Source organism: Arthrobacter sp. LAPM80, from assembly GCF_046736435.1.
Classification (GTDB): domain Bacteria; phylum Actinomycetota; class Actinomycetes; order Actinomycetales; family Micrococcaceae; genus Specibacter.
Genome location: NZ_JBCHVD010000001.1, coordinates 217,532 through 241,725 on the forward strand (window position 1 = coordinate 217,532; position 24,194 = coordinate 241,725).

General features: G+C 63.9%; 25 protein-coding genes. 17 read left to right on the top strand and 8 right to left on the bottom strand.

Annotated elements, in window-relative coordinates:
• Positions 1 to 58: 58 nt before the first annotated feature.
• A complete protein-coding gene (locus AAGW05_RS00960) occupies positions 59 to 3,847 on the bottom strand; it encodes a multifunctional oxoglutarate decarboxylase/oxoglutarate dehydrogenase thiamine pyrophosphate-binding subunit/dihydrolipoyllysine-residue succinyltransferase subunit (RefSeq protein WP_411802591.1) in 3,789 nt (1,262 codons plus the stop codon).
• A gap of 329 nt (positions 3,848 to 4,176) precedes the next feature.
• Between AAGW05_RS00960 and AAGW05_RS00965 the strand changes: the two genes are divergently transcribed.
• Positions 4,177 to 5,676 (top strand): GuaB1 family IMP dehydrogenase-related protein, encoded by a 1,500-nt coding sequence (locus tag AAGW05_RS00965; protein WP_411802592.1) that lies wholly within the window; start codon positions 4,177 to 4,179, stop codon positions 5,674 to 5,676.
• Between the two features lie 315 nt (positions 5,677 to 5,991).
• Here AAGW05_RS00965 and AAGW05_RS00970 read toward each other — a convergent pair whose 3' ends face one another.
• Genes AAGW05_RS00970 through AAGW05_RS00985 form a run of 4 tightly spaced genes read right to left on the bottom strand, consistent with a single transcriptional unit; the run spans position 5,992 to position 7,575 of the window.
• Entirely contained in the window at positions 5,992 to 6,339 is a 348-nt protein-coding gene (locus tag AAGW05_RS00970) for an ABC transporter permease subunit (protein WP_411802593.1), read from the bottom strand.
• A complete protein-coding gene (locus AAGW05_RS00975) occupies positions 6,308 to 6,607 on the bottom strand; it encodes a hypothetical protein (RefSeq protein WP_411802594.1) in 300 nt (99 codons plus the stop codon). The genes AAGW05_RS00970 and AAGW05_RS00975 overlap by 32 nt, the downstream gene beginning before the upstream one ends.
• A gap of 42 nt (positions 6,608 to 6,649) precedes the next feature.
• Entirely contained in the window at positions 6,650 to 6,856 is a 207-nt protein-coding gene (locus AAGW05_RS00980; protein WP_411802595.1) for a hypothetical protein, read from the bottom strand.
• Positions 6,853 to 7,575, bottom strand: coding sequence for a hypothetical protein (locus tag AAGW05_RS00985; protein WP_411802596.1), 723 nt, complete (start codon positions 7,573 to 7,575; stop codon positions 6,853 to 6,855). Before AAGW05_RS00985 ends, AAGW05_RS00980 begins: the two co-directional genes overlap by 4 nt.
• On the opposite strand from AAGW05_RS00985, the gene AAGW05_RS00990 reads away from it, so the two are divergent.
• The 11 genes from AAGW05_RS00990 (at position 7,574) to AAGW05_RS01040 (ending at position 17,994) form a co-directional block, all read left to right on the top strand.
• Entirely contained in the window at positions 7,574 to 8,641 is a 1,068-nt protein-coding gene (locus tag AAGW05_RS00990) for a LacI family DNA-binding transcriptional regulator (RefSeq protein ID WP_411802597.1), read from the top strand. The genes AAGW05_RS00985 and AAGW05_RS00990 overlap by 2 nt on opposite strands.
• Before the next feature lie 10 nt (positions 8,642 to 8,651).
• Positions 8,652 to 9,035, top strand: a complete 384-nt coding sequence (locus tag AAGW05_RS00995; RefSeq protein ID WP_411802598.1) for a hypothetical protein — start codon at positions 8,652 to 8,654, stop codon at positions 9,033 to 9,035.
• A 157-nt stretch (positions 9,036 to 9,192) separates the two neighbouring features.
• A complete protein-coding gene (locus AAGW05_RS01000) occupies positions 9,193 to 9,762 on the top strand; it encodes a gluconokinase (protein WP_411802599.1) in 570 nt (189 codons plus the stop codon).
• A 1-nt stretch (position 9,763) separates the two neighbouring features.
• Positions 9,764 to 10,312: a redox-sensitive transcriptional activator SoxR gene (gene soxR, locus AAGW05_RS01005; RefSeq protein ID WP_411802600.1), complete on the top strand. Its 549-nt coding sequence runs from the start codon at positions 9,764 to 9,766 to the stop codon at positions 10,310 to 10,312.
• Between the two features lie 138 nt (positions 10,313 to 10,450).
• The gene (locus tag AAGW05_RS01010) at positions 10,451 to 10,969 is read left to right on the top strand and encodes a flavin reductase family protein (protein WP_411802601.1); all 519 of its coding nucleotides are present in this window, start codon (positions 10,451 to 10,453) and stop codon (positions 10,967 to 10,969) included.
• 308 nt (positions 10,970 to 11,277) lie between these two features.
• Positions 11,278 to 12,624: a hemolysin family protein gene (locus AAGW05_RS01015; RefSeq protein WP_411802602.1), complete on the top strand. Its 1,347-nt coding sequence runs from the start codon at positions 11,278 to 11,280 to the stop codon at positions 12,622 to 12,624.
• A complete protein-coding gene (locus tag AAGW05_RS01020; protein WP_411802603.1) occupies positions 12,621 to 13,679 on the top strand; it encodes a hemolysin family protein in 1,059 nt (352 codons plus the stop codon). The genes AAGW05_RS01015 and AAGW05_RS01020 overlap by 4 nt, the downstream gene beginning before the upstream one ends.
• A gap of 76 nt (positions 13,680 to 13,755) precedes the next feature.
• The gene (locus AAGW05_RS01025) at positions 13,756 to 14,691 is read left to right on the top strand and encodes a metal ABC transporter solute-binding protein, Zn/Mn family (RefSeq protein ID WP_411802604.1); all 936 of its coding nucleotides are present in this window, start codon (positions 13,756 to 13,758) and stop codon (positions 14,689 to 14,691) included.
• Positions 14,688 to 15,542, top strand: coding sequence for a metal ABC transporter ATP-binding protein (locus tag AAGW05_RS01030; RefSeq protein WP_411802605.1), 855 nt, complete (start codon positions 14,688 to 14,690; stop codon positions 15,540 to 15,542). Before AAGW05_RS01025 ends, AAGW05_RS01030 begins: the two co-directional genes overlap by 4 nt.
• Positions 15,539 to 16,411 carry a metal ABC transporter permease gene (locus AAGW05_RS01035; RefSeq protein ID WP_411802606.1) on the top strand — a complete coding sequence of 291 codons (873 nt, stop codon included), beginning with the start codon at positions 15,539 to 15,541 and terminating at the stop codon, positions 16,409 to 16,411. Before AAGW05_RS01030 ends, AAGW05_RS01035 begins: the two co-directional genes overlap by 4 nt.
• A gap of 134 nt (positions 16,412 to 16,545) precedes the next feature.
• Positions 16,546 to 17,994 carry a lipase maturation factor family protein gene (locus tag AAGW05_RS01040; protein WP_411802607.1) on the top strand — a complete coding sequence of 483 codons (1,449 nt, stop codon included), beginning with the start codon at positions 16,546 to 16,548 and terminating at the stop codon, positions 17,992 to 17,994.
• A 12-nt stretch (positions 17,995 to 18,006) separates the two neighbouring features.
• On the opposite strand, the gene AAGW05_RS01045 is transcribed toward AAGW05_RS01040, so the two are convergent.
• A complete protein-coding gene (locus tag AAGW05_RS01045) occupies positions 18,007 to 18,417 on the bottom strand; it encodes a Fur family transcriptional regulator (RefSeq protein WP_411802608.1) in 411 nt (136 codons plus the stop codon).
• A gap of 117 nt (positions 18,418 to 18,534) precedes the next feature.
• On the opposite strand from AAGW05_RS01045, the gene AAGW05_RS01050 reads away from it, so the two are divergent.
• The gene (locus AAGW05_RS01050) at positions 18,535 to 19,191 is read left to right on the top strand and encodes an MBL fold metallo-hydrolase (protein WP_411802609.1); all 657 of its coding nucleotides are present in this window, start codon (positions 18,535 to 18,537) and stop codon (positions 19,189 to 19,191) included.
• Between the two features lie 55 nt (positions 19,192 to 19,246).
• Here the strand turns inward: AAGW05_RS01050 and AAGW05_RS01055 are convergent, their stop codons facing one another.
• Complete coding sequence (locus tag AAGW05_RS01055) at positions 19,247 to 20,356, bottom strand: PLP-dependent cysteine synthase family protein (RefSeq protein WP_411802610.1); 1,110 nt, start codon at positions 20,354 to 20,356, stop codon at positions 19,247 to 19,249.
• Between the two features lie 61 nt (positions 20,357 to 20,417).
• Between AAGW05_RS01055 and AAGW05_RS01060 the strand changes: the two genes are divergently transcribed.
• The 4 genes from AAGW05_RS01060 to AAGW05_RS01075 are packed head-to-tail and all read left to right on the top strand — an operon-like array spanning position 20,418 to position 23,066.
• Positions 20,418 to 21,281, top strand: coding sequence for a sulfurtransferase (locus AAGW05_RS01060; protein WP_411802611.1), 864 nt, complete (start codon positions 20,418 to 20,420; stop codon positions 21,279 to 21,281).
• Entirely contained in the window at positions 21,278 to 22,327 is a 1,050-nt protein-coding gene (locus AAGW05_RS01065; protein ID WP_411802612.1) for an NAD(P)-dependent alcohol dehydrogenase, read from the top strand. The genes AAGW05_RS01060 and AAGW05_RS01065 overlap by 4 nt, the downstream gene beginning before the upstream one ends.
• Before the next feature lie 46 nt (positions 22,328 to 22,373).
• The gene (locus AAGW05_RS01070) at positions 22,374 to 22,802 is read left to right on the top strand and encodes an HIT family protein (RefSeq protein WP_411802613.1); all 429 of its coding nucleotides are present in this window, start codon (positions 22,374 to 22,376) and stop codon (positions 22,800 to 22,802) included.
• 57 nt (positions 22,803 to 22,859) lie between these two features.
• A complete protein-coding gene (locus tag AAGW05_RS01075) occupies positions 22,860 to 23,066 on the top strand; it encodes a TOBE domain-containing protein (RefSeq protein ID WP_411802614.1) in 207 nt (68 codons plus the stop codon).
• Here the strand turns inward: AAGW05_RS01075 and AAGW05_RS01080 are convergent.
• Entirely contained in the window at positions 23,021 to 24,193 is a 1,173-nt protein-coding gene (locus AAGW05_RS01080) for a DUF2332 domain-containing protein (protein WP_411802615.1), read from the bottom strand. The genes AAGW05_RS01075 and AAGW05_RS01080 overlap by 46 nt on opposite strands.
• Between the last annotated feature and the right edge of the window lies 1 nt (position 24,194).

Consider the following 24,194-nt stretch of genomic DNA (forward strand, 5'->3'; position numbering starts at 1 on the left):
TTGAAATAGAAATAAAAGATGCCCGGCCTGATGGTGCAGACCGGGCATCAGTATTGTTCTAGTTACGCTCGAAAGCCTGCTTGACCAGCAGGGTCTGTTCGACGGCGTGGTTCTTGGCGGAACCCGTTGACGTGGCTGCCGAGGCCGGGCGTGAAACGCGGACCAGCTTCTTCTCCAGCTCGGGAGCCAGGTTCAGGCCCATGAACGGCCACGGACCCTGGTTGGCGGGCTCGTCCTGCGCCCACACGACGTCCGCGTTGGGGTACTTGGCCAGCTCGGCCTTGATCTCCGCCAACGGAAGCGGGTACAGCTGCTCCACGCGGACTATCGCTGCCTTGGTGTCCCCGGCCTTGTCGCGTGCTGCGAGAAGGTCGTAGTACAGGCGGCCCGAAACCAGGACGACCCGGTCGACGGCATTGTTGTCCTGGGTTGCGTGCTCACCAATGACAGTGCGGAAACCGCCCTGGGTGAAGTCCTCAACCGAGGAAGCTGCAGCCTTCAGGCGCAACAGCTGCTTCGGAGTGAAGATGATCAGCGGCTTGCGCGGGCGCAGGTAGGCCTGGCGGCGCAACAGGTGGAAGTGCGACGCCGGCGTGGTTGGGTTGGCAACAATCATGTTCTCCTCGGCACACATCTGCATGAAGCGCTCAATGCGGGCCGATGAGTGGTCAGGGCCCTGGCCTTCGTAGCCGTGCGGGAGCATCAGCACCAGCGAGGAACGCTGGCCCCACTTCTGCTCGGCCGAGGAAATGAACTCGTCGATGACTGTCTGCGCGCCGTTGACGAAGTCACCGAACTGCGCTTCCCATACAACCAGGGCATCCGGGCGCTCAACGGAGTAGCCGTATTCAAAGCCCATGGCCGCATATTCGCTCAATGGTGAATCATAGATCCACAGCTTTGCCTGATCCTCGCTGAGGTCACGCAGCGGCGTCCAGATGTTGCCGTTGGCCCGGTCGTGGAACACCGCGTGGCGCTGCACGAAGGTGCCGCGGCGCGAGTCCTGGCCCGCAACACGGACGGGGACACCTTCCATGAGCAGCGAGCCGAAGGCCGCGAGCTCGCCAAAGCCCCAGTCAATGCCGCCTTCACGGGACATGGCCTCGCGCTTTTCCAGCAGGGGCCGGAGCTTCTGGTGGATCTCGAAATCGTCGGGAGAGGCCAGGTGGGTTGCGCCGATCCGGGCCAGGGTTGCGGCGCTGATGGCCGTGACCTGGGGATCGTTCACGCCGGAATCGGCCTGCTGCGCCATGGGGCGCTCCAGGTCGGAAACGGCTGCCGCGTCCTTGGTGATGATCGGGATCGGTGAGGTCTGGGCCGCATGCGTTTCGGCGAAGACGCGCTCGAGGCGTTCCTGGTAGTCGCGCAGCAGCTGCGTGGCTTCCTCTTCGGTGATGTCGCCGCGGCCGATCAGGGCCTCGGTGTACAGGCGGCGCACCGAGCGCTTGGCCTCGATCAGGTTGTACATCAGCGGCTGGGTCATCGAGGGATCATCACCCTCGTTGTGGCCGCGGCGGCGGTAGCAGACCATGTCGATGACGACGTCCTTGCGGAAGCGCTGCTGGAACTGGTAGGCCAGCTGAGCCGTGCGAACCACTGCCTCGGGGTCATCGCCGTTGACGTGGAACACGGGAGCCTGGATCATCTTGGCAACATCGGTGGAGTACACCGAGGAGCGTGAGGACGACGGCGCCGTGGTGAAGCCAACCTGGTTGTTGACAACAACGTGGATGGTTCCGCCCGTGCGGTAGCCACGCAGCTGGGACAGGTTCAGGGTTTCAGCAACCACGCCCTGGCCGGCAAATGCGGCGTCACCGTGGACCATGATGGGCAGAACGGGGAAGTTCTCGCCCTGGTCCAGACGGTCCTGCTTGGCGCGGACGATTCCCTCCAGGACGCCGTCGACGGCTTCCAGGTGTGAGGGGTTGGCGGCAAGGTAGACCTTGGTTTCGTTGCCGGCGTCGGAGGTGAAGGTGCCTTCGGTGCCCAGGTGGTACTTGACGTCACCGGAGCCCTGGACGGAGCGTGAGTCCTGGGTGCCCTCAAATTCGCGGAAGACCTGAGCGTAGGTCTTGCCGGCAATGTTGGTGAGCACGTTCAGGCGGCCGCGGTGGGCCATGCCAATAGCGACCTCGTCCAGGCCGTCGTCGGCAGCGTCGGAGATGATGGAGTCGAGCAACGGAATCAGCGACTCGCCACCCTCGAGGGAGAAGCGCTTCTGGCCAACGAACTTGGTCTGCAGGAACGTCTCAAACGCCTCTGCGGAGTTCAGCTTGGACACGATGCGCAGCTGCTCTTCGCGGCTTGGCTTGGAGTAGGGATGCTCCAGCTCGTTCTGGAACCACTCGCGCTGCTCGGGTTCCTGGATGTGCATGTATTCCACGCCGGTGGTGCGGCAGTAGGCGTCACGCAGCACGCCGAGGATGTCGCGCAGCATCAGCTTTGCCTTGCCGCCGAAGCCGCCGGTGGGCCATTCGCGGTCAAGGTCCCACAGAGTCAGCCCGTAGGTGAGGACGTCAAGGTCGGGGTGCTTGCGCTGGACGTATTCCAGTGGATCGGTGTCTGCCATGAGGTGGCCGCGCACGCGGTAGGAATGGATCAGCTGCTGGATGCGGGCAACCTTGTTGATCTGATCCGCCGGGTCGACCTGCAGGTCAAGGCTCCAGCGCACGGGCTCGTACGGGATGCGCAGGGATTCAAAGATCTCATCGTAGAAGTTCTCGGCACCGAGCAGCAGCTGGTGGATCTTCTTGAGGAACTCGCCGGAACCTGCACCCTGGATGACGCGGTGGTCATAGGTGGAAGTCAAGGTCAGGATCTTCGACACGGCGTTCTGGGCGATGATCTTCGGGCTGGCGCCCTGGTACTCGGCCGGGTAATCCAGCGAACCGACGCCGATGATGGCCGCCTGGCCCTTGGACAGGCGCGGCACTGAGTGAACCGTGCCGATGCCGCCGGGGTTGGTCAGTGACACGGTGGTGCCTGAGTGGTCATCGGCAGTGAGCTTGTTGTTGCGGGCGCGCTTGATCAGGTCTTCATACGTGTGCCAGAACTCCGCAAAGTTCATGGTTTCGGCCTTCTTGATGTTCGGCACCATGAGCAGGCGTGATCCGTCGGGCTTGGGCATGTCAATGGCAATGCCGAAGTTCACATGCGGAGGCTGGACGGCAAAGGGTTTGCCGTCGATCTCGTCGTAGACGACGTTCATGGAGGGGAACGCGGCCAGTGCGCGGATGACGGCGTAGCCGATCAGGTGTGTGAAGGAAACCTTGCCGCCGCGGGCACGGGCGAGGTTTGAGTTGATGACAAGGCGGTTGTCGATCAGGAGCTTGGCGGGAATGGCACGCACGCTGGTGGCCGTGGGCACTTCCAGGCTCATGACCATGTTGGCTGCAATGGCCTTGGCCGGTCCGCGCAGAACAGTCTTCACTGCCTCTTCCGGGGCAGACTTGTCCTTGGCGGTCTTGGGCAGCTGCGCCGGAATCGGCGTTGTGCCAGTGCGGGCAGCATCCTTGGCCGGTGCGGGCGGGCGCGGTGCTGCCGGTGCCTTGGGGGCTGCGGCGGGAGCTGCCGGAACAGCGGCGGCGGGTGCCGGCGTCGTACTCGGCGCAGAGGCCGGTGCTACGGGGGCCGGGACTACAGGAATCTGGGCTGTGACGGTGGCGGTGTTGTTCGCGGTGTGGCGGCCGTTGCCCGCTGCGTCGTCCGCAGCGAAGCCTTCAAAGAGGGACCACCACTTCGTGTCCACTGAATTCTTGTCGCATTTATAGCGCTCATACAGTTCATCGACGAGCCACTCGTTGCCGCCAAATTCTTCGGGTAGACGGTGGATGGATTGCTCTGGCACGTGTGTTACGCCTCTTCCATGAGTTCTGGTTGCCCGCTGTTGCAAAGTCTGCGAAGGACGGCGGCACCCGAATGTGAAGCGGATGCTGTCGGCGCAAACTTGCGTAGCCTAATCGAAATTTGGTTGGGGTCCAACAAACCCCTTCCGCCCGTAAGTCTAGTAAGCATCACGGCCTGTAGGCCAATCTAGTCCGCGGCGCGCCCCGGGGTTTGGAGAAAAAGCGCCAGATTATGCGGTGAACGGCGTCACATGGTGGCTAGACTCTTAGCCGGGTGCCATGCAGCAGGCACCCCCGGCCGGTGACGGCCGCCGTGAACCAAGGGGGAGCAATGCGTTTTCTTAACCAACCGGCCACCGACCTGACCTATTCAGATGTCTTCCTTGTTCCCTCACGATCCAAGGTCACCTCGCGCCTTGATGTCGACCTGTCAAGCGGTGACGGCACCGGCACCACGATCCCGCTGATCGTTGCCAACATGACGGCCGTCTCCGGAAAACGGATGGCCGAGACGGTTGCCCGGCGCGGCGGCATGGCCATCCTGCCCCAGGACATTCCCCTCGACGTGCTGCGATCGGTCTCGGAGTGGGTCAAGCACCGTGATTCCCTGTATGAGACGCCGCTGTTGATGGGGGCCGGGGACATTGTCATTGACGCGGTCCACCTGATGGGCAAGCGGTCGCACAATGCCGTGGTGGTTGTCGACGGCGGAACGTTCCTCGGTGTTGTGCGCGGCGCGGACTGCGAGGGCGTGGACAGGTTCTCCTCCCTGGCGTCCGTGATGCGATCCAATGTGCTGACCCTTGACGCCCTCCCGTTTGATGAGATCAGGGCGCAGGCCGATTCCGGCGTGATTGACCCCGCGCAGGCCAAGGCGCTCACTGATGAGGCCATGCGCAACGCCTTTGCCGTCATTGACGGATCTGGCACCGACTACGCACCGGTGCTGCGCGCCGGCGAGGTGGTCGGCGTGTTGACCCGGACAGGTGCCCTGCGTTCAACGATCTACCAGCCAGCCCTTGACGCTAACGGCCGTCTGCGTCTGGGCGTGGCTGTTGGCATTAACGGCGACGTGGCGGCCAAGGCGGCGGCCCTGCTGGAGTCCGGCGTGGATGCCCTGGTGGTTGACACGGCGCACGGCCACCAGGAGAAGATGCTCGAGGCCCTGCGTGCGGTGCGCTCGCTCTCACCGACCATTCCGGTGGCCGCCGGCAACGTCGTCAGCGCCGACGGTGTGCGGGACCTGGTCGAGGCAGGCGCCGACATCCTCAAGGTTGGCGTGGGCCCCGGCGCCATGTGCACCACACGCATGATGACGGCTGTTGGCAGGCCCCAGTTCTCCGCTGTTCTGGAGTGTTCGACGGCGGCCGCCGAGTTGGGTGCCCACGTTTGGGCTGACGGGGGAGTGCGGTATCCGCGCGACGTCGCCCTGGCCCTGGCTGCGGGTGCCAGCCAGGTCATGATCGGCTCGTGGTTTGCCGGCACCTATGAAAGCCCCGGGGACCTGCAGGTCGACGCCACGGGGCGCCACTATAAGGAGAGCTTTGGCATGGCCTCGGCCCGGGCGGTGCAGAACAGGACCTCCGGGGACAAGGCCTTTGAGCGGGCCCGCAAGGGATTATTTGAGGAAGGAATCTCAACGTCAAAGATGTACCTTGACCCGGCACGTCCCGGCGTTGAGGACCTGCTCGACATGATTACCGCCGGCCTGCGCAGCTCCTTCAGCTATGCGGGAGCGGCGTCGCTGGCGGAGTTCCGCGAGCGGGCCATTGTCGGTGTGCAGTCGGCCGCCGGGTACGAGGAGGGCCGCCCGCTGCCGCAGGGCTGGTGAGGTGGTGGGGCCGGTGTGACAGGCGCGTACTGAGGCTATTTACAGTGCTTACGGACGTTACTTCTACGCCGGGCTGGAGTCCGGCGGTGCGCATGAGCAAGGTTTGGCCCCGTCCACATTCAGCCTGGGCAAAGCCGGGTGCCGAGGATGCGCAGCTCGGCTTCTTGCGCATCGGTGGCACCCACCGTGGCGCATGTTAGAAGTGGCTCGCTGAGAAATTTATCTATGCGCCACAAACACGGCCGCGCTGACGCAGCACTTTTTCTTTGCGGGGACGATGAATTGCAGGGGTGCACTACTTCCCGCCACCCGCTGTCAGCCCGCCAACAAGGTAGCGCTAGAAGATGAAGTACAGCCGGACGACGGGCAGCGCACATACGTGTTGGCAGCCATCATCTGGCTGTACACGGGAATGGCTCCGCCTTCCTGACTGGCGCTGAAGGTCTGCAACACGATGGCTGCCGTCGCAGTGTTGGGCTTGGTGATAATGGAGGTAAAAAGAACATCATTCCAGCCGAGCAGGAGCGCAAAGATTCCGGAGACGACAATGCCCCGCCAGCTCGGGGGCACGATGATTCGAAAGAGGATGCCGAGGTTTGAAGCGCCGTCAATGCGTGCAGCCTCCTCCAATTCACGCGGCAGTATCCGCGAGTAGGTGACCATGACCCAGGTGGAGAAAGGCAGGGCAAAAGGCATCTGCGAGATGAACAACCCAGAGGGTTCCGATGATGGTGATGCCCACCCACGAACCGATCGAGGCGAAAAGCACGCAGACGGGAAGCAGCATCAGGTTGCTCGGGATGCTTTGCAGCCCCAGCAGTCCACGGAGCATGGTCAGCGGGCCCATGAACGTGAACCTGGCCAACACGTAGGCCGTGCCGATAGCGATAATGGCCGAGACCACGAGGGAGTTCACCAAGCCCTTGACCAAACCAACGCTTTCCCAAATCTTGGAGTAGCTTTTGAATGAGACCTAGCTGGGCCAGACTTCGTCTTGGGCGCCACCGGCGTCGGAGTTGAGCGAGGCCACGAAGATGCAGCTGATGGGTACGAGGACCATGAGGCACAGGGCGGTGGTCAAAACGTCTATTAGCCATGTGGGCATCAGCCGCGCGATCTCAGAGTTCCTGCCCTTCCGGGGCGCCTTGATCGTGGTGCGGGAATGGGGCAAAGCGCTCATTTCTTGCCCCCTTCATCGGCGACGTCAAACATTACTGCCCCCAGGTAAGTGAACAGCGGGATGGCGATCAGGATCAGTGACACGACCGCCATGGCGGCGCTGAGACCAAACCTGAAGCTCTTGAAACTGCTCCCGTAGACAAGGATGGACAGAACATTTACGTCGGCGGGTGCCGGTGCGCCAAAGAGAACGAACGGCATGGTGAAGTTGTTGATGTGGTTCGGGGTTGCAAGCAGGAAAGCCAGTGCGACAGGTCCCTTGGCCACAGTGCAGGATCCAGGCCCACACTGCCAAAGATGCTGTTGACGATTCCGTCGGGCTGAAGCATCGTGCGCCAAACGGTCGCTTCCACCAATGACGGCAGCATGTGCGAGATCAGAAATATCGCAGGACGATGGCACGGCCAGCGGCACGGTGACGACGGTGGCGATCACGTCGAAGGAAACGCTGATCCAGATTGAGCGCAGCAGATCCATCTGCGTGATCGCCTCAACAAAGTTGTCGATGCCGATGAACGGTGTTGCCAACCATTTTCGCGGGGTGTCAATCCGGATTTGGACACTCTGGCACAATTCTCGCAACGGAAAGACGAGGACCTGCATGACCCACGTTGGGATTCTGGGCAGCCGGTGGGTCTTGCAGCGGACAAGGCACGTGGCGCGGCCCATGAACGATTGGGTTACGGTGGGAATTATTGAGACTATGGCGAAGGATTCCATGAGCGAGACCACCGGCCCCCAGGGAACAGCATCCCCCGGGCCCGCACAGGCACGTTCCAAACGACGCGACCCCGGGAGGAAACATGCACCAACCATTTACGACATTGCCGAATTGGCGGGCTTTAACCCCTCAACCGTGTCGCGTGCCCTCAGTCAACCCGGCAGGGTGAGCGCCAAGACGCAGAAGATCATTGAGGATGCAGCTGCTGAACTCAATTACCAGGTCAATATTTTCGCAAGGGCCCTTCCCACCGGACGGACCCAAACCATTGGATTGATCGTCTCCGGTATCACGAACCCCGCCCATTTCGACGTCATCAGGGGGGCCGAAACCACTTCCGCCGCCAGAAACCACACGTTGATGCTTGCGGACTCCCGAGAATCAGCCGAGCTTGAACTGACTGCGGCCCACCGCATGCTTACCAGCGTCGACGGGCTTGTCCTGGTGAGTCCGCGACTGTCGGATGAGGAACTCCAGCGGCTTGCTGCCAAGAAGCCCGTGGCGGTCATCAACCGCAGAGTGGAAGGAGTGCCATCCGTCGTTGCTGAAATGAATGTCGGCGTGACAGATGCCGTCCAGTACTTGGCAACGCTTGGCCATGCCGAGATCGCCTACGTTGCGGGCCCGCAAAGGTCCTGGATGTCACAAAGCCGCTGGGAGAGCATCAGCGCCCGCTGTGAGTGGTCGGGCATCTTGGCCACCCTGTTGGGTTCGGGGGAACCCACGGTCGACGGCGGCCGTAAAGCTGCCGCTGCCGTTAAGGCCGGATCGGCCACAGCCGTATTCTGCTACAACGACCTCATGGCCATAGGACTGTTGCGCGAATTGCTGGCGGCGGGTGTCAAAGTCCCGGGCGAGATCAGCATCATTGGGTTTGACAATATTTTTGGCTCCGACTTCACCACGCCCCCTCTATCCACAATCAAATCCCCACTGTATGAATCCGGTGCTGCGGCGTTGAATTTAATTCTTGAGCTGCTGGACAACGGAGAAAGCCACCAGAAGGTTCCACTACTGCGCACCGAGCTGGTTCTGCGGGGATCGACAGGGGCAATATCCCGATAGTTGGAGCCCTTTGCGCTTCAGAGCGCCGGCCGAAACCGGCCTGGGCGTCACCTTCAACGAGGAAGCCACCAACGAGTATGCGCAAAAGTACGACGCCGCCTTTGTGTTCGCCAATGTCAAGGGATTTGCCCAGGAAGCCGCCATCCGCATCAAGTTCTCGACCCCCATGGGCGCCGAGATACCGTGGTATGTCACAGAGGTCCCCACAGTGTTCGTTTCCCTGAACCAGCCCAACCACCTGATCGACGTGCCCATGGTGCGCACAGCCATCCACGCACATGCAGGGACGCGCGAGGCCATCCGTGCCACGGTGGCCAAGATCCAGGGGCTGTCCGAATTCCACGGCACATTCAACGAGAACGTGTTCTGCGATTCCTTCGACACCCGGCTCTAACATGTAGCTTTCAGGCACAAGGCAGACGTCCTCCTTTTGTACCGCCAGAGATTGCCAGTCGGGGATGGTGCCTGAAAAGTCAACGCATGACGGGAAGATTGTCCGCGGGGACCGCCCTGTGGGGTGTTCCGCCTTAACGTTTGGTATACAAGAAGCTATGACTACCCCTGAAACCCACACCCCTGTCCCTGGGTCAATCTCCGGAACCACCGGGCCGTCCGGCGCCGTCCGTGTTGTGGTCATGGGCGTTTCGGGATCTGGCAAGAGCACCATCGGCACGCTGGTGGCCGACGCCCTGAACTTTCCGTTCGTTGACGCCGATTCCCTCCATCCCATGGACAACATCCGCAAAATGGCCGACGGCACGCCGCTGACCGACGAGGACCGCTGGCCGTGGCTGGCCCTGGTGGGCCACGAGTTGGCAACCACCCGCGCGAAGGGCATCGTCGTGGCATGTTCGGCGCTCAAGCGCAGCTACCGCGACGCCATCCGGGCCCAGGCGCCGGGCACCATCTTCCTGCACCTCGACGGCTCCCTCGACGTGCTCAGCTCCAGGCTCGAGGGCCGTTCGGGCCACTTCATGCCGCCGAAGCTGCTCGCATCGCAGCTCGAGGCACTTGAGCCCCTTGAGACGGACGAATCGGCTGTCGTAGTCGATGTTGCTCGAAGCACGACCGCCATTCTTGACAGCGCAGTGGCGGGGATCCGCGCCATCGCCGGTGACTGACGTGTCCACCCCCTTCGGCTCAGCCGGCGCATCCGGCGAACCCGCAGCCTCGGATGGGCAGGCAATGCCCGACGGCGACCCCGGCCGGCGCGGGCAGGAACAGCTAAGCGTGGGCCAGGTCGCCCAGCGCGGCGGAGTGAGTGTCTCGGCGCTGCACTTCTATGAACGCCAGGGCCTGATTTTCAGCACCCGGACCTCAGGGAACCAGCGGCGCTTCGCCCGTTCGGTGCTGCGCCGGGTCGCGGTGATCCGTGCCGCCCAGCAGGCAGGCATTCCGCTGTCGCTCGTGGCACGAGTGTTTGAGGAGCTTCCCGACCACGGCGTGCCCACGCAGACCGACTGGCAGCGGTTGTCGGAGCAGTGGCAGGTCGAGCTCGACGCCCGCATTGCGGCACTTGAAAAACTACGGGGGAGCCTGGGCGGCTGCATCGGCTGCGGTTGTCTTTCCCTGGCCGAATGTGGCTTTGTGAATCCGGATGACCAGGTTGCCGGGAAGGGGCCCGGAGCCCGGGCCTTTGACAGCCTCGGCCCGTTCGGCGCCGAGGGTTGATCCGCAGGGAGGGACCGGCAAACGTCGGCGTGTAAGCACGGTCATGGCCGCCGGATTTGACCTCAACTATTGTTGAGGTTCTAGAGTCGCCAATAGACGGGCCGTTCGGGCCGGGTGTGGTGAAAGGATTTTGTGGTTATGACTATCCAGGCGCAGGCTTCCCAGCTGACAGGCGATTTCAAGGCAGCCTTTGGTGGCCACCCGGCCGGCGTTGCTATCATCACGGCCCAATCACCCACGGGCCCGGTGGGCATCACCGCCTCCTCCGTCGCCTCTGTCTCGGCCGAACCGCCCTTGCTGGCCTTCTCCCTTTCCGCCAGCCGCGGATCCGCGGCGGCCATCGCCGTCGCCGACACCGTTGTGGTCCACCTTCTGACCGCCGCGGACCTTGAGCTGGCACGGACCTTTGCCGATTCGACGTCGGACCGGTTTACCGTTTCCATGGCCTGGACACGCATGGAAACGGGCGAACCCCTGCTCCTGCACGGCGGCCACGCCCTGCGTTGCCGGATCCTCAGCCGCACCCCCGCCGGCGGCTCACTGCTGCTGGCCGCCGAGGTGGAGGAGATTGTTGTTCCCGCAGCAGCGGAAGACCCGATGGTGTACCATCGCCGGGCCTTCCATGCGCTGGGGGACCACAGCATCCTGCCCGGATAGCTCGCTCCAGCCTCCGCGCCCGCGCGTTCCGATGTGCCGCGGACGGCCTAAGGTAGACTGAAAATCCTATGGAAAGTAAATCTAGGGGCCGGCGCAACGGCTTGCGGAGTTCATCAACGACCTCCTCCAACCGCGTTGACAATGCCGGCAAACCCCGCACCCGTGCCCACAGTTCCGCCACCACTTCAGAGGCCAGCCCCGGCGCCGACCACCCCCCGCCGGCCAACCCGCACTCGCGCAGGGCACCCCAACGTACTGTCCCGAACCGCGCGTTTCCGCAACGGGCGCTGATGGGGGAGGTGCTGTAAATGGAGTGGATACTTCTCGGCGCAGGCCTGCTCCTGATTCTCGGCACGGGCTTCTTTGTGGCCGTGGAATTCTCCCTTGTGGCCCTTGACCAGTCCACGGTCCAGCGTGCCGTCAACGAAGGAGACAAAGGTGCCCAGCCGCTCCTTCGCTGCCTGAAATCCCTCTCGACCCAGCTATCAAGCTGCCAGCTCGGAATCACCCTGACCACCTTGCTCACAGGCTTCCTCATGGAACCCTCGCTCGGCGTGCTGCTGGCGGGACCGCTCGGGGCCCTGGGAGTCCCCGCGCCCGCCGTCACCGGTGTTGCGCTCGTGCTGGCCATGCTGATTGCGACACTTCTGTCCATGCTGATCGGCGAGCTTGTCCCCAAGAACATGGCCATCGCCAAGTCCTTTGAGATTGGCAAGGCCGTGGCCCGGCCGCAGCTGGTGTTCACAGCCATTTTCAAGCCTGCCATCATCGTCCTGAACGGCTTTTCCAACAAGGTCCTGAATCTCTTTGGGATGGAAGCCAAGGAGGAAATCTCCGGCGCCCGCTCGCCGTCGGAATTGGCCTCACTTGTACGCCGCTCGGCAGCCATGGGCACACTGGATAAGGGAACGGCAACCTTTGTTGCACGCACCCTGAGCTTTTCCGGGCGCACGGCCGCCGACGTCATGACTCCGCGCATGCGGGTCGAGACCATTGAAAGCACAAAGTCGGTGGCCGACATTATTGAGGCCGCCCGCCGCACGGGCTATTCCCGTTTCCCCGTCATTGGTGAATCCGCCGACCAGATCCTTGGGGTGGTCCACCTGAAGAAGGCCGTTTCCGTTCCGTTCCGCAAGCGGGCGGACATCGAGGTGGGCGCCATCATGACAGACGTTTTGCGCGTGCCCGAGACGGTGCACCTTGACGCCCTGATTCTCGAACTGCGTGAAGGAAACCTGCAAATGGCAGTTGTCCAGGACGAATACGGCGGCACCGCCGGAGTGACAACCCTGGAGGACCTCGTTGAGGAAATTGTCGGGGAGGTCTCCGATGAGCACGACCGCGTCAAGCCAGGCATTCTGCTCGCTGCCGACGGCACATGGTTCTTCCCCGGCCTCATGCGCCCCGACGAGGTCACCGAACGCATCGGCCCGCTCCGCGTCCCTGACGAGGCGGGCTACGAAACCGTGGGCGGCTTCATGATGGCCGAACTTGGCCGGATTGCGGCAGTCGGCGACTCCGTTGCGGTTGAAGGCGGCCTACTGGTCGTTGACAGGATAGATCGGCGCCGGATTGACCGGATCCGCTTTGTCCCCGCGCCTTCGGTCGATGCCGAAGAAACCGGTGCATCGAACCAGGACGGTGGTTCCCTGTGAACCCCTGGGCCGGAATTGCCTGGTTGGTGGTGCTGTTGTTGGGCAACGCCTTCTTCGTGGCCGCGGAATTTGCCGTCATGACAGCCCGCCGCAGCCAGATTGAACCCCTGGCCGACGCGGGGTCAAAGCGTGCCAAGATCACTCTTGGCGCCATGGAAAACGTCTCGCTGATGCTGGCCTGTTCGCAGCTTGGCATCACTGTGTGTTCACTGCTGATCCTGAACGTCTCAGAGCCTGCCATCCACCACCTGCTGGCCGAACCACTGCATGCCATGGGCGTCCAGGACAATGTTGGAGCGCCTGTGGCCTTTGTTGTCACGCTTGCACTTGTGACTTTCTTGCACGTGACCTTCGGCGAAATGGTGCCCAAGAACATGAGCGTATCGGCAGCGGACAAGGCGGCACTTCTGCTGGCGCCGCCGCTGGTGCTCATTGGCAAGGTGGTGCGCCCCGTCATCGTGGCGTTGAACTGGACGGCCAACCACATAGTACGGCTGTTTGGCATCACGCCCCAGGACGAAGTTTCCTCCTCCTTCACCCTTGAGGAAGTGCAGTCTATCGTGGAGGAATCCACGCGCAGCGGCCTCGTGAATGACCAAACGGGCCTGATTACCGGCGCCCTTGAGTTCTCCTCCCAGACAGCCGGCGACATCATGGTGCCGCTGGCCGACCTCGTGACGCTCGACGCCGCGGCCACGCCCGTGGACTTTGAACACAAGGTGGGCAAGACGGGGTACTCCCGCTTTGTCTTTGCCGATGCCGCAGGCGAACTGCTTGGCTACCTGCACCTGAAGGATGTCCTGCGGATCCCGATCGAGCGCTACGAGAAGCCCATTGGTGAGGCGCGGGTTCGCTCCATGGTGAACCTGGCGGCCAACGAGGAGATTGAGGACGTGCTGGCAACCATGCAGCGCACTGGTTCCCACATGGCACGTGTCATCGACAACGGCGGGGAAACCCTGGGCGTCTTATTTCTTGAGGACGTGATTGAGCAGTTGGTGGGCGAGATCCGGGACGCAACGCAAACCCAAATCCACGACCGCAAAAGGGCTTGATGCGAACCATTCCCAATATGGGCTATGCTGGAAGCTATTGGTAACAGTTCTCATTAGCGCCCCGTAAAGGAATTTCATGACCCGCTCCCGCCGCCCGCTCCTTCTTGTTGGCGCAGCCCTGGCTGCATCGCTCACCCTGGCGGCCTGCGGCGGCGGGGGAGGGGCGGGCGCGGCAGGTGGCACAGTCGCCCCGGCCGGCACCATTTCGGTGGTGGCCTCCACCAACGTCTACGGGGACATTGCCCAGGCCGTTGGTGGGGCGTACGTCGAGGTCCACGCCATCATTTCCAAGCCCGGCGCCGACCCTCACAGCTACGAGGCCAACGCGCAGGACAAGCTGGCAGTGTCCAAGGCCCAGATCGGCATTGAAAACGGCGGCGGCTACGACGGCTTCTTCGGGCAGTTGGCCGCAGGTCAGCTCAACGACAAGGAAATCATCAACGTCAGCGAGCTGTCGGGCCTGGACACCGGCGCCGACTTCAACGAGCACGTCTGGTACTCGCTGCCCACCATGGCCAAGCTGGCCGACGAGCTTGCCGCCCGCTTCAGCAAGGCTCTCCCCGCCGATGCCTCCGCCTTTACAGCCCAGGCTGGCGCGTTCAAGGACAAGCTGACAGGGCTGGACACCCGGCTCGCGGCCATGAAGAAGACCCGCGACGGTGAGGGTGTGGCCATCACCGAACCTGTGCCCCTGTACATGCTTGAGCAGGCGGGCCTCGTGAACAAGACACCGGCCAAGTTCACCGAAGCCGTGGAAAACGGCAGTGATGCTCCTGTCTCGGCCGTGACCGATACGATGGCGCTGCTCGCCTCGAAAAGCATCGTGCTGCTGGCCTACAACGAGCAGACGGGAAGCCCGCAGACCGAGCAGGCGAAGTCCGCGGCCGTGGCGGCTGGCGTGCCTGTCGTGAACTTCACCGAAACACTTCCGCAGGGTTCCAGCTACCTGGCATGGATGGCCGCCAACGTCTCCAACCTGGAACAGGTCCTGAACGCCGCGGCAGCCAAATGAGCCCCCCCGCCGTCATCTCGCTCAAGCGCGCAACCCTGAAGTACGGTTCCCGGACCCTCTGGCAGGACCTGAACCTTGAGGTCCGCCCCGGTGAGTTCCTCGCCGTTCTTGGCGCCAACGGCAGCGGAAAAACCAGCTTCCTGAAGATCCTGCTTGGCCTGGCGCCCCTGAGCGCGGGGCAGGTGATGCTCGACGGCGTCCCCGCCCAACGCGGCAACCGCACCATTGGCTACGTCCCACAGCAAAAGAATTTCGCCCAGGACACCGCGCTGCGGGCCCGGGACCTTGTCGGCCTTGGCGTCGACGGCGACAAGTGGGGCTTTCGGATCCGCGGCCGCGCCTACCGCCAACGCGTTGACGAGCTGCTTGAACAGGTTGGCGCAGCAAGCTACGGGCGTATCCCCGTTGGCATGCTTTCCGGTGGCGAACAGCAGAGGCTGCGCATCGCCCAGGCGCTGGCGTCCAACCCGAAGGTCCTGCTGTGCGACGAGCCGCTGCTGTCCCTTGACCTGAACCACCAAAAGCAAGTCAGCGCACTGGTGGGCCGGCAAGCCAAGGCCAACGGGACCGCCGTCGTCTTCGTCACGCATGAGATCAACCCGATCCTTGAACACGTGGACAGGGTGCTGTACCTGGCAGGAGGGCGGTTCACGCTCGGCACGCCCGCCGAGGTCATGCGCACCGAGGTCCTGTCCAAGCTGTACGGCACCCATGTGGAGGTGCTCAACGTCAACGGCAGGCTGGTGGTGGTGGGGCGCCCGGATTCTCTCCACGATGGACACCCCGATGTGGAACTCCCGGGTACCGTCGCATCGGAACTTCAGGGCATGCCCGGACAGGATAATTCATGAACTGGTCGGACTTCATCGGCGCGGCCTTCAACTTTTCCAACTACGGCGAACTGCTGCCGCTCTTCAGCGACACCCTGCTGGCAGGTGCCATCCTCGGCGTCGTTGGCGGGCTGATCGGCACCTTCGTCATGATGCGCGACCTCGCCTTTGCCGTCCACGGCATTGCCGAGCTGTCCTTCGCCGGCGCCGCCTTTGCGCTGCTGATCGGCGCCGACGTGATCTTCGGATCCCTCGTGGGCTCCATCCTTGCCGCGCTGCTGTTGGGCGTGATGGGTGTGCGGGCCAGGGAGCGGAACTCAGTCATTGGCGTCATCATGCCCTTTGGCTTGGGCCTTGGCATCTTGTTTCTTTCCCTGTATCAGGGGCGCTCCGCCAACAAGTTCGGCTTGCTCACGGGGCAGATCGTCTCCGTCGATTCAACACAGCTGTCAGTCCTGGCAACCACAGCACTCGTGGTGGTTGTGGGGCTCGCCCTGATTTGGCGGCCGTTGACCTTCGCGAGCGCCGATCCCGACATTGCCGCAGCCCGCGGCGTGCCGGTGCGGACGTTGTCGCTGGTGTTCATGTTCCTGCTGGGCATTGCCGTGGCGCTGTCGATCCAGGTGGTGGGTACGCTCCTTGTCCTTGCCCTGCTGATCACGCCCGCGGCCGCGGCGCTGCAGGTCACAGCATCGCCGCGCATCGTGGTGCTGCTCAGCGTCGCCTTCGCCATGATTTCAACAGTGGGCGGCATCATGCTGGCCCTGGGCGGGAACATTCCGATCAGCCCCTACGTCACCACGCTGTCGTTCGTGATTTACCTGCTGTGCAGGGTTGCCGGGGCGTTGCGGCGGCGCCGTGGGTGGTCCGCGAGGCCGTCGGTGGCTTAACTGCGAACGGTCTGCGTCCTGTCCGGGGTCGAACCCTGCGCATAACCGGTTATGCGCAGGGTTCGGCCACGTAGCGTACGCACAAGCAACGCCGGACCCGTGCATGTGGACCGAAATGGATCTAGCGTGGAGCCATGGAATGGTTGGGCGCCGGGTGGTTTGGCACAGCCGGCTATGACGTTGCCCGCTTTGTGCTGCAGCGGGGGATCGCCGCTGTCTATGTGATCGCGTTCGTCTCCAGCGCCCTGCAATTTCCCGTCCTGCTGGGCGAACGCGGCCTGCTCCCCGTGCCGCGCTACCTCGCCAGGGTGGTGCGCACCCCCGGCCCAACCCTGTTCCGCCGGCACTATTCCGACGACCTCCTGCGCGCAGTCACCTGGACGGGCGCGGCCCTGGGCGCCCTCACCGTACTCGGTCTGCCACAACAGGGTCCGGTCTGGCTGCCCATGCTCGTGTTCCTTGCCATGTGGCTGCTGTACATGTCGATCGTCAACGTGGGCCAGGTGTTCTACGGCTTTGGCTGGGAAATTCTGCTGCTCGAGGCAGGTTTCCTTGCCGCCTTCCTTGGCAACCATGCAGGCCCGACGCCGGTCATCACCCTCTGGCTGATCCGCTGGCTCGTGTTCAGGCTCGAGTTTGGCGCCGGCATGATCAAGATGCGCGGTGACAGGGTGTGGCGCGACCTGACGGCCCTGTACTACCACCACGAAACCCAGCCCATGCCCAACCCGCTCAGCTGGTGGTTCCACCATCTGCCCAAGCCGCTGCACAGGATGGAGGTGCTGGGAAACCACTTTGCCCAGCTCGTGGTGCCCTTCCTGCTGTTCGCCCCTCAGCCAGTCGCCACCTGGGCGGCGGCAGTGGTGATTGTGACCCAGCTGTGGCTTGTGCTTTCCGGCAACTTTGCCTGGCTGAACGCGTTGACGCTGGTGCTGGCGTTCTCTGCGGTGGGGGACGTGGAACTGTCAGGAATTCTGCCGGGGGAGGCCGCCGTCGCACTGCAGGGTGGCACCCCGGCGCCTGGATTGCCTGTTTGGTTTGCCGCCGTCGTCCTGGTCATGGGTGGGCTCATGGTGGTGCTGGCGTGGCGGCCGCTGAAGAACCTGCTGTCGCGGAATCAAGCCATGAACGCCAGTTTCAACCGGTGGCGGCTGGGCAATGCGTACGGGGCGTTCGGCAGCATCACGCGTGAGCGCTACGAGGTGGTGGTTGAAGGCTGGGACGGGCTCGGCTGGCGCGAATACGGGTTCCGCGGCAAGCCGGGCGATCCCTCGCGCATGCCGCGGCAATGGGCGCCATACCACCTGCGGCTCGACTGGATGATGTGGTTTCTGGCGTTGGGGCAGCCTGGCATGTCGTGGTTCGGGCCGTTGCTTGGCAAATTGCTGGAGGCCGATCCGGCGACGCTGAAACTGCTGCGCGATGATCCGTTTGGCGGGCAGGCGCCTGAGCAGGTGCGGGCCAGGGTCTTCTCCTACCGGTACACCAGCTGGCGTGAATGGCGCGAGAGCGGCAATTGGTGGGTGCGGGAGCCCGCAGGGGTGCTGGTGGCGCCGATTCGGCGCTCCGCGCCTGGTGCATGATGTGGCGGGCCGTTACTTTTTCGCCGAGCACTCCGGGCACAGTCCGTAGATTTCCACTGTGTGCTGGACCTGGGTGAAACCGTTGGCGCGGGCGATCGATGCCGCCCAGCTTTCAACCTCGGGGGCCTCGACCTCGACGGTTTTCCCGCAGTTCCGGCACAACAGGTGGTGGTGGTGGCTGGTGGCCGAACACCGGCGGTACACGGCCTCGCCCTCGCCGTTGCGCAGGGTGTCGACAAGGCCCTCCTCGGCCATGGAGGCGAGGATCCTGTACGTGGTGGCCAGCGAAACGGGAGTGCCCTGTTCGTGCAGCATCCGGTGCAGTTCCTGGGTGCTGACAAAGTCGTCCAGGGTGTCCAATGCCGCGCTGATGGCAACGCGCTGCCTGGTGACGCGCTGCTCCTTCACCGGTGCATCCGACATTGGGCCAACCCACTTTCCTGTTGCTCGGTCCAATCATCCAGCTTATCCCACCAGCCCGGGAACAGCCGTTTGGGCGGGTCATGGCCGGGCGGGGCGGTGGAGGCCTAAGCTGTCACCATGTTGCTGACTAAATTCACCCACGCCTGCATCCGCCTCGAACAGGACGGCCGCGTGCTGGTCCTTGACCCTGGCATCTTCTCAGAGTCGGCCACGGCCCTTGCCGGCGCCGGTGCCGTCCTTATCACGCACGAGCATGCAGACCACTATGATGGGCCCGCCCTTGTCGCCGCCCTTGCGGATTCACCGGCGCTGACCGTTTACGCCCCTGCCGGAGTGGCCCGCGACCTGCGCGTCCAGGCGCCCGATGCGGCCGCCCGGATTCTCGACGCCGCGGCAGGGGACACCTTTTCGGTGGCAGGTTTTGCCGTGCGCTGCTTTGGCGGCCAGCATGCTGTCATACACCCCACCATCCCCGTGGTGGCCAATGTTGGCTACCTGATTGACGACGACGTCTACCACCCGGGTGACTCCCTGATCGTTCCCGACGGGGTCGCCGTGGGCACCTTGTTGGTTCCCGTCCATGCGCCCTGGTCCAAGGTTTCCGAAGTGGTCGACTTCGTGGTCTCTGTTCGTGCCCCGCACGCCTACCAGATCCATGACGGGCTGCTCAATGAACAAGGACTTGCCTTCACCGAGTCCCACATTGCCCGGATTGGCGGGCTCCACGGCGTGAAGTTCAGGCATCTGCACTCAGGGCAGTCGGTGGAGGTTTAGGCGTCTCCACGCAAACCTTTCGACGGCGGCGCAGCCCTGGGCAGTACCAGAGGTGTCAGCCGTTCCAGACGCCGCTGGCAAAGAACTCGTCCAAGGCCGTCAGGTGCGGGGCGGGGTCTAGGCCCTTACCGGCCAGCCATAGGGGGTTGTCATAGCTGCCGGCATACCGTTCGCCGCCGTCGCACATAAGCGTGACAATGCTGCCCTTTTCGCCCCGAGCAACCAGCTGCGCGACAAGCTGCCACACGCCCCACAGGTTCGTTCCGGTGGATGGGCCGGCATGCAGTCCCGTGAGCTGTCCGAAATGCACCATGGCCGCCACGGAGGCGGAGTCGGGGATTTCGAGCATGGAGTCGATGACGCCGGGGACGAAGCTGGGCTCCACCCGGGGGCGGCCGATGCCCTCGATCCGGGAGGAATTGCCCGTGAGGATCGAGGCGTCCCCGCTCTTCCACGCCGGCAGGAACGCCGAGCCCTCGGGATCCACCACCATCAACTGCGTGGCATGGCCGTGGTAGCGGATGTAACGGCCGATCGTCGCCGATGTGCCGCCGGTGCCGGCGCCCACCACGACCCAGGCGGGTTCGGGGAACCGCTCGTGCGAGAGCTGGCTGAAAATGGACTCGGCAATGTTGTTGTTTCCGCGCCAGTCGGTGGCCCGCTCGGCGTAGGTGAACTGGTCCATGTAGTGACCGTTGCACTCGTCGGCGATGGCTGTGGCGGCCGAGTACACCTCGTCGGCGTGGTCAACGAAGTGGCAGCGGCCGCCGAACTGCTCGATCAACGCAATTTTCTCCGGGCTGGTGCCTGCCGTCATGACTGCCACAAAGTCCAGGCCGAGCAGCTGGGCGAAGTATGCCTCGGACACTGCAGTGCTTCCTGAGCTGGCCTCAACCACGGTGGTGCCCTCGTTGATCCAGCCGTTGACGAGGGCGAAAAGGAACAGGGAGCGTGCAAGCCTGTGCTTCAGGCTGCCCGTCCTGTGGCAGGATTCGTCCTTTACATAGAGGTCGACGCCCCAGTGCGCGGGCAGCTCAATCTTGTACAGGTGGGTGTCGGCGGAACGGTTGTTCTCGGCCTGGACCGTGGCAATAGCGCTGTTGGTCCATGACCGTGCCGCTTGGGGGGAAGGGGCGGCGGCGGGGGCGGTTGCGGCGGTATTCATGCAATTCAGCGTAGCGCAGTACATTTAGGGGAAGATCCTCGACCATCCCCTAGGAGCCTCCATGACCGTCCTGATGAGCGTTGCAGACCTGACCGGGCGGATGGCCGCCGGGAAGCGGACGGTGCTGCTGGATGTCCGATGGGCGCTGGGTGATTCGCACGGCCGTGAGCACTACCTGGCCGGCCACATTCCCGGCGCCGTGTTTGCCGACATGGATGGGCAGCTTGCCTCCCACGGCAGGCCCGAGGACGGCCGCCACCCGCTGCCTGCTGAGGCCGATTTTGCCCGGACCGTTACAGCGTGGGGCATCAATGCAGGGGACACGGTGGTGATTTACGACGACGCCGGGTCGGCCGCCGCAGCCCGCGCCTGGTGGCTCCTGGGGTACGCAGGCCTTGAGAACATCTTCCTGCTCGACGGCGGATGGGCAGCCTGGCGCGCCGCCGGCCTTGCGCTCGCCGGCGGTGAGGAACAGGCTGAGCCCGGTGACGCCGTCGTACATTTTGGGGCGAAGGCAACCATTGACGGCGATGTAGCCGCCGCATGGGACGGAATCCTGCTCGATGCGCGCGCGGGGGAGCGGTACAGGGGCGAGATTGAGCCCATGGATCCGCGCGCCGGACACATTCCAGGCGCAGTCAGCGCGCCGACCTCTGAAAACCTTGCGGCGGACGCCACGTTCCTGCCGGCCGATGAGCTGCGGGCGCGGTTTGCGGCGCTGGGAGTTGGGCCCGGCAGTGCAGTGGCCGTGTATTGCGGATCGGGCGTGACGGCCGCGCACCAAATTGCGGCGCTTGAAATTGCCGGGTTCAAGGCTGCATTGTATCCGGGGTCGTGGTCGGCATGGTCAAACCAGGCCGGCCGACCCGTCGCGACGGGCCGTTCTGCCGGGACGGCCGGCAACGACGATAGGGTTGGGGCATGACCCACGTAAAGGCTTACGCAGCCACATCAGCCACATCCGGGCTCCGCCCCAGCACCATCGAACGCCGTGAAACCGGTGCCCACGACGTCGCCATCGACATTGAATTCTGCGGACTGTGCCACTCGGACGTGCACACGATCCGCTCCGAATGGGGTCAGGCAAAGTATCCGCTCGTGCCGGGGCATGAAATTGTCGGCATCATCAGCCGTGTCGGCGACTCTGTGGAGGGCTTCACCGTGGGCCAGCGCGTCGGCGTCGGCTGCATGGTTGATTCATGCCGCGAATGCGATTCATGCCTTGAGGGCTTCGAGCAGTACTGCGAAGCCGGGATGGTCGGCACCTACGGCGCTGCTGACAAGCGCAATGGCGGCACCATCACCCAGGGCGGCTACTCGCAGGGGATCGTGGTGGACGAGAACTACGTGGTGCACATTCCCGAGGGCATGGACCCCGCAGCCACCGCGCCCCTGCTGTGCGCCGGAGTCACCACATACTCGCCGCTGCGTTACCTTGACGTGCAGGAGGGCGACACAGTGGGGGTGATCGGCCTGGGCGGACTCGGCCACATGGCTGTGAAGATCGCCAAGGCGCTTGGCGCAACCGTCACGGTGTTCACCACCTCGCCTGCAAAGGCGTCCGCCGCCTTTGCCCTCGGCGCCGACAACGTGGTGGTTTCCACTGACAGCGACGACATGGCAGGGGCGCAGCACTCCCTGAACGCCATCCTTGACACCGTTGCCGCCGTGCACGACCTCAACCCCTACCTGCGCACCCTGGCCCGCGACGGCGCCTTGATTCAGCTGGGCCTGCCTTCTGAAAAGATGCCGCCGGTTGACCCCGGACTGCTGATCCGCAAGCGCCTTGCCTATGGCGGCTCGCTCATCGGCGGTATTGCCGAGACACAGGAAATGCTTGATTTCTGTGCGGAGCACGGCATCCTCTCCGACATCGAAATGGTCTCCGCCGCGGAGCTGGATGAGGCGTACGACCGCATGGTGGCGGGCGACGTCAAGTACAGGTTCGTGCTGGACGCCTCGACCCTCTAACCCGCTGTTTGCCATCCACTGTTTGTGATCCACGAAGGAGTAATTCTTGAGCACTTTGTTTAGCAAGATCATCGATGGCGACATTCCCGGCCGCTTCATTTGGCAGGATGCTGACTGCGTTTCGTTTCTGACGATTGGCCCGCTGACCGACGGCCACGCCCTGGTGGTGCCCCGGCAGGAGGTGGACAAGTGGACCGACGCTTCGCCTGAACTCATGTCCAAGCTGATGTCGGTGGCGCAGAGCATCGGCCAGGCGCAGGTCGCCGCTTTTGGCGCGCCGCGGGCAGGGGTGATCATCGCCGGCTTTGAGGTGGAGCACCTGCACATTCACGTGTTCCCGGCGTACGGACTGGATAACTTCAGCTTCGCGGCAGTGGACAACAACCCCGACCCGGCGGCCATGGATGCCAATGCCGAGAAGCTCAGGGTTGCCCTGCGCGATGCCGGCCACGGGGAGTTTGTCCCCGCCGCATAAATGTCCGGTCCCGGCCCCACCCCCTGTCCGTGCCGGACCAACCCAAGCAGAGAAAGCATGCAGAACGGTGCCCGCAACCAGCCCAAGGGAACAGTCACCTCCATCAACAAGGGAGCGAGGACTGCGCACGTGGGCATCCAGGTCGACGACTCGACCATCGCCTCCTCCATCACCAACCCGGCAGTGGACGAACTCGGCCTCACGGTCGGCTCCGTCGCCTATGAAGTTGTCAAGGCATCAGACGTCATGGTCGCCGTCGACTGACAGGTGTCACGGGCGCCACGACAGCAAGCGGCCGCGCGACCAGCAGCGGCCAACGGCCTCGGTGCGCAATATTCGGCCGCCGTCGATCCTGGTGCCGTCGAACCCTGCGATGCCGATAATGCTGTGGCCAGAGGTGGGGCGGTCGCCAAACGTGGGAATTTCCGGGGCGACCCCGACACCCTCGACGGAGACGCACACGAGGGGACGGTCCGCCGCGGCGTCGCCGCGGCGTCGCCGAGGCGCTCCAGGAAGTTCAGGCGGCGCCCGGGCGACAGGCTTGAAAGCGCCCACGTGGTGGTGATGACGGGCAGCGCGTGCCCCGAGACGCGGGCGATGGCATCGGGCAGCAACTCGACGGGATCCCCCTGCCGCAGCAGTGGAGTGGCCGTCGCGGCGAGGGCGGTCCTCGCCTCAAGCCTTTCGGCCTGGACAAGCTTGTCCGGCCACAAGCAGGCGCTCAACCACCGCGCGTCGTCCGTGTCAGTGACGTCGATGGGGGTGGCGTCGATGCCGATGCAGACAACAACATGGGGGATTTCGGTCGTCGGGACGGGCCTGTTTCCCACGATCGACGCCGCCTGCCGCAAGGGGGATGACAGGTCGCCCAGCACCTGACCGTTGCTGAACGTGATGCCAACGCGGTCGACGTTGAGGTTGAAGCCGGCCCCGCACCCGAGGTCGACAAGCCCCACGGACTCCGCCCCGATACGGTGCGCGCCCTCGGCTATGGCGGGATACAGCACTGCATGTCGTCCTGTTTCATCACTTCGCACAGGCCTGCGCAGGGCAACGGCAATGACAGAATCGGTCATCCGCAAAAGGGTGTCGATCGCGGCGACGACGGCAGCATCGCCGTCGGAGACGGCGTAGGCCGAGGCAAGCGCGGGGGCCTGCCCCGAGAGCGCGAGGTCGTGCAGCGCGGCGAGGATGGCCACGGGATTTCGCCGGCGCGCAGGCATCGCGCCAATGGCAGCCAAGACGTCGGTTGAACCTGCCAGCGCATCGGCCACGCGCCCATACAGCGGCGAGGACTTGGCCACGGCCTCCACGCCGAAACGCCTGTAGGCCGCGGCGAGTGTGTGCGCACTGCCTGCTGTCGCATCCTGTTCCGCGTTCTTCCGTGGCATT